The 3,776-nt window shown below is 61.4% G+C and carries 5 protein-coding genes; 3 read left to right on the top strand and 2 right to left on the bottom strand.

The window, feature by feature from the left end:
• The first annotated feature begins 232 nt into the window (after nt 1–232).
• The 3 genes from BN1233_RS33730 (at nt 233) to BN1233_RS33720 (ending at nt 1,722) form a co-directional block, all read left to right on the top strand.
• A complete protein-coding gene (locus tag BN1233_RS33730) occupies nt 233–541 on the top strand; it encodes a hypothetical protein (RefSeq protein WP_046868050.1) in 309 nt (102 codons plus the stop codon).
• A gap of 55 nt (nt 542–596) precedes the next feature.
• Complete coding sequence (locus BN1233_RS43730; RefSeq protein ID WP_048710667.1) at nt 597–1,211, top strand: hypothetical protein; 615 nt, start codon at nt 597–599, stop codon at nt 1,209–1,211.
• Between the two features lie 268 nt (nt 1,212–1,479).
• Nucleotides 1,480–1,722, top strand: a complete 243-nt coding sequence (locus BN1233_RS33720) for a hypothetical protein (RefSeq protein WP_046868049.1) — start codon at nt 1,480–1,482, stop codon at nt 1,720–1,722.
• 320 nt (nt 1,723–2,042) lie between these two features.
• On the opposite strand, the gene BN1233_RS33715 is transcribed toward BN1233_RS33720, so the two are convergent.
• Both BN1233_RS33715 and BN1233_RS33710 read right to left on the bottom strand, forming a co-directional pair.
• The gene (locus tag BN1233_RS33715; RefSeq protein WP_048710662.1) at nt 2,043–2,996 is read right to left on the bottom strand and encodes an arginase family protein; all 954 of its coding nucleotides are present in this window, start codon (nt 2,994–2,996) and stop codon (nt 2,043–2,045) included.
• The coding region (locus tag BN1233_RS33710) for a peptidase dimerization domain-containing protein (protein WP_046868048.1) at nt 2,989–3,776 on the bottom strand (788 nt) is incomplete at its 5' end. The genes BN1233_RS33715 and BN1233_RS33710, both read right to left, overlap by 8 nt.

The raw sequence follows: 3,776 nt of genomic DNA, 5'->3' as shown, positions 1-3,776 counted from the left end.
TCTAAGCTCAAATTGCGCCGATCGGGTTAAGGATCGGTTGACGGTACGGAACATCATAAAGTTCCAGGCAGCTTTCCGATCGAACTCGGCCAGACAGCTGTAATACCTTGGCTTTATTCGGCGAACGTTTGGGCGAATAGCTCATCGGTAATACCCAGCTTACGCTGCGCAACGTGCCGCCTAAGTCACTGGCAAACGGTGACCGCCTCGAGGGTGGCTGGGAGTCTGAGCGATGCTCCGCACCTCTCTCGTTGCGTTCGCGGCCTCCTTCATCTTCTTCTTCGCTGGGTTGAGCGGGATGTTCACGGCGCTGAGCTGGACGCCAGATGCTGCGGCTTTCCTCGTGGTCCAGATCTTCGCGGTTGAATTCGCCCAGTCGAACGCCCCAATGATCCTGCTGGTCGGTGTTGCTGCAGCGGTGCGGCTTGCCTGGATAGCCCACAAGGATTGGAGCCGGCGTGAGATCGACCGACGGAGATCATCCATGGCTCCTGAGGGCGGGCAGGGCACCCCAAAAGAAGTCGCCCAGCATCGCCCATAGGCACCGTTGCGGCCCGGCCAAGGTTCTGGAAGTAATCACTCCGCTGGGGGAAATCATGCAAGGTCGGTTGGCTGTTTTGATGCTCGTAGGGGTGCAGGGTGCAGCACTTGCACAAGCAGAACCCCTGGTCCGCAAGACAGGCGAGACGGGCGCTCAATTGGAAAGGCGCGTCGAAGAACAGAAGCAGGGACAAGGACTCGAAGAGCTCAGACGGGAATACGAAGAACTGAGAAAACGAGCTGCAATCCCGGCGCAGCAAATGCCTCCGCTTGAGCCAAAGAACGTCGGAGCGCCGATCTGGTTCTACAATCCTCGACCATTGACCGCAAAAGAAATAGCGGTGATTGATCCTGTCGTCCGGTCAGCCCTCAAAGAGCCAAAGTCAGCCCGCTTTCGCTGGCTCGACTACAACGGTTATGGATATTATTGCGGCGAGATAAACGCCAGGAACTCCGACGGCGGCTCTGCCGGTCCTCAATTATTCACCGTCAAGGTGAAGCTTAATCCAAGCGGATTCATAGTAGGCGCGATCTATCCGGATATTATCACACCCTCCGGGTCTGGAGATCTTCTCTATAGTGCCCTCTCCGACACATGCCTTATCTCCACGCGAAGCGGGCCGGCAAATGGGAGTTTGAAATGGGACATCCCGATGAAGGCTCGCTCGTAGAAACGCTTTTTGCGCATGGTCCGTCCTGAAGGCGGCTTGCCGAGAATCTGTTCGGTCCGCGAACGCTCGATGCGAAGAAGACCCTTTTGGCTGAGCACCGAACGAGGATCTGTTGCCACGAGGGCCGATCCGCAACGCTGGCCCGAGTTCAAATTATTCTGATCGGGTTAAGCATCCATTGACGTTGCGGCAGCCACGATATCCCGGTCGGTGGGTTCTGCCACCGAGACTCTGACGCCCAAACGGGGCAGGGCAGGAGGCAAGCCTCATGAGCGCCGTCGACCGCAACGCTGCTCGCGATGCCGCCAACCTCGCCGCGCTCTGCCGCCGGCTCGACCGGCGCAAGCAGAATGGCTCCCTGGACGGTATCAGCGCCGAGGAAGGCTTTCGGCTGCTCGTCGAAGGGGCTCGTGCGGCTGGACAACTCAAACAGCTGGCCCGCGCGACCGCCCGGCTCTATGCCCCGGCCGGCCGCCGTATCGCCGACCACCTGCGCCAGACTCAGCCGTGACAATCTCGTGGAGGCGCTCGGCGGACGTGTAGCCCGACGGTCGCTTCGCTGACACCAGCTTCGTCGCCGACGAAGGCGACGAGATCATCGGGCGCGTCTCCCGGATCCGGACTCGATCTGCGCTCCGACCGCGAGTTGCGCCGCTTCCATAGCCGCTCCCGCACGAAGCCGGCAGAGCTGACGAGATGGCACAAAGCCCGAAGCAGCCAATGGTCGGTAGCTCCAACTCGACATGCGCCGTGCCTTTACATCAGTGGCCAGCCACTACCGGCGCCAAGGCGAGCGGGTCAAGAATGTATCCCAGCTCGGTGTTCGGGGCCTCAGCGCTGATGCTCGGACGGACGTTTAGGAAGAAGCAGTAACGCCTCGTAAGCGATGTAGGCCGCGAGGTGAGCCGCCATTCCCTGCACGTCGTGTGGAGGACTCACTGTGTTTATATCGACCGCCACGATTTCGAGCCCGGCGAGGCCGCGCAGCAGGGATAGTCCCTCCCGGGCGGTGAAGCCTCCCCATGTCGGAGTGCACACACCGGGCGCGACGGAGGGGTCGAACGAGTCCATATCCCACGAGAGATAGACGGGCCGCCCTCGCAAGACCTCATGGAGCTCCGCAAGAACGTCCGCCTCGCCGCGACGCATGTAGTCCCGCATGGATATGATGTTGTATCCCAGCGAGCGGGTATGATCGAGAACGCCCTTGCGGAAGGTCGGGCCGCGAACGCCGACGTGATAGGACGCCATCGGCGAAATCCGCTGCTCCAAGGCGGCATGCGTGAACTGGCTCGCCGCATCATAGGGGTGGTCCTCGTTCACAGGATGGCAATCAGTATGGCTGTCGACGTGAACCAATGCGAGGTCTGGCCAACGCCGCGCAGCCGCACGCACGAGCGGCACGGAAATTGACCCGTCGCCTCCGAACCCGACCAGCGTGGCTCCTGTGCTAATGATGCGCCAGGCAGCTTCCTCGATTTTCTCGAATGCCTCGGTGATGCGGCTTGGGACGAGAGCGACATCGCCGCAATCTACAAGTCCCAGACGCTCTCGAATGTCGTAGTCCGCCACCTCCGACTCGAACCAGCGGACCAGCTGCGACTGCTCGCGGATGGATGCAGGTCCCTGCCTTGATCCGATGCGGAAAGCATGGGTGCCGCAGTCGAAAGGCACACCGAGTATGGCTGCTTTGGCACCTGACAGATCGAGTGTGCGCGGAACATTCATAAAGCTCGGCGGCTTTGTGAACAGGGCGGCATCCGACAATGCAGCGGTATTAGCCATTAAGACCTCGTGGCGACGGATTGCTGAGGAAATCAAAGGCGACGAGCGCGTGAACGCACGCAACGGCGACGAGTTCATCGATCAGCACGTTCTCGTCGGGACCGCCCATGTTGAACGGCGTGCAGCCAAACACGACCGAGGGAACGCCCGCCATCCGGTATAGCCGCGCATCAGAGGCGCCGATGCGCATGTTGGTGGCAGGCGCGCGCCCAAGAACCTCCGCCGCGACATTGACTGTCCGCGTGACGATCTCGTGGACGGGGTCCGTGTAAAGCGGCTCGTAGGCCTGCAGGACCCGCCAGGTGACTCCTTGCATAGGTGCGAGTTCCGTTCCCAGCGCGGTCTTCACCTCCTCGAGCGTGATGCCGACCGGGAGGCGCACATCCGCCCGTGCCCTGGCGAATGTAGGAACCAGGTTGGGCGATACGCCGCCCTCGATTGTCCCGATGTTCACCGTGATGCGTCGGAGCACCTCTTCCTCGCCGGCTCCGGAAAGAGGCTCGGATACGCTCCTTGCGGAGCGAATAGCGTCGCTCACCTCCGGCGGGATTCGCACAGGCAGGCGCTCCAGGGACTTGAGAGCGTCGAGCGCGCCGCGCAGGCGATCAATAGCATTGATCCCCTTGTGGACATGCGCGCCATGAGCGGGCGCTCCCTCCGCCTCTATCTCGAGCCAGAGAAGCCCCTTCTCGCCGAATCTTACGACCATTGGCGATCCCACATCGCCGCAGATCATGGCGTCGCCGTGCGCCTCCGGAACGTTGTCGAGGAGCCACTGCG

Source organism: Microvirga massiliensis (assembly GCF_001006805.1).
GTDB classification, from domain to species: domain Bacteria; phylum Pseudomonadota; class Alphaproteobacteria; order Rhizobiales; family Beijerinckiaceae; genus Microvirga; species Microvirga massiliensis.
Note: the sequence above shows the minus strand (reverse complement) of the source record. Positions and strands in the feature narration are given on the sequence as shown.

Excerpts from the sequence above, each read along its gene's own strand:
- BN1233_RS33730 (WP_046868050.1), top strand. The coding sequence starts at position 233 with ATGCTCCGCACCTCTCTCGTTGCGTTCGCGGCCTCCTTCATCTTCTTC.
- BN1233_RS43730 (WP_048710667.1), top strand. The coding sequence starts at position 597 with ATGCAAGGTCGGTTGGCTGTTTTGATGCTCGTAGGGGTGCAGGGTGCA.
- BN1233_RS33720 (WP_046868049.1), top strand. The coding sequence starts at position 1,480 with ATGAGCGCCGTCGACCGCAACGCTGCTCGCGATGCCGCCAACCTCGCC.
- BN1233_RS33715 (WP_048710662.1), bottom strand. The coding sequence starts at position 2,996 with ATGGCTAATACCGCTGCATTGTCGGATGCCGCCCTGTTCACAAAGCCG.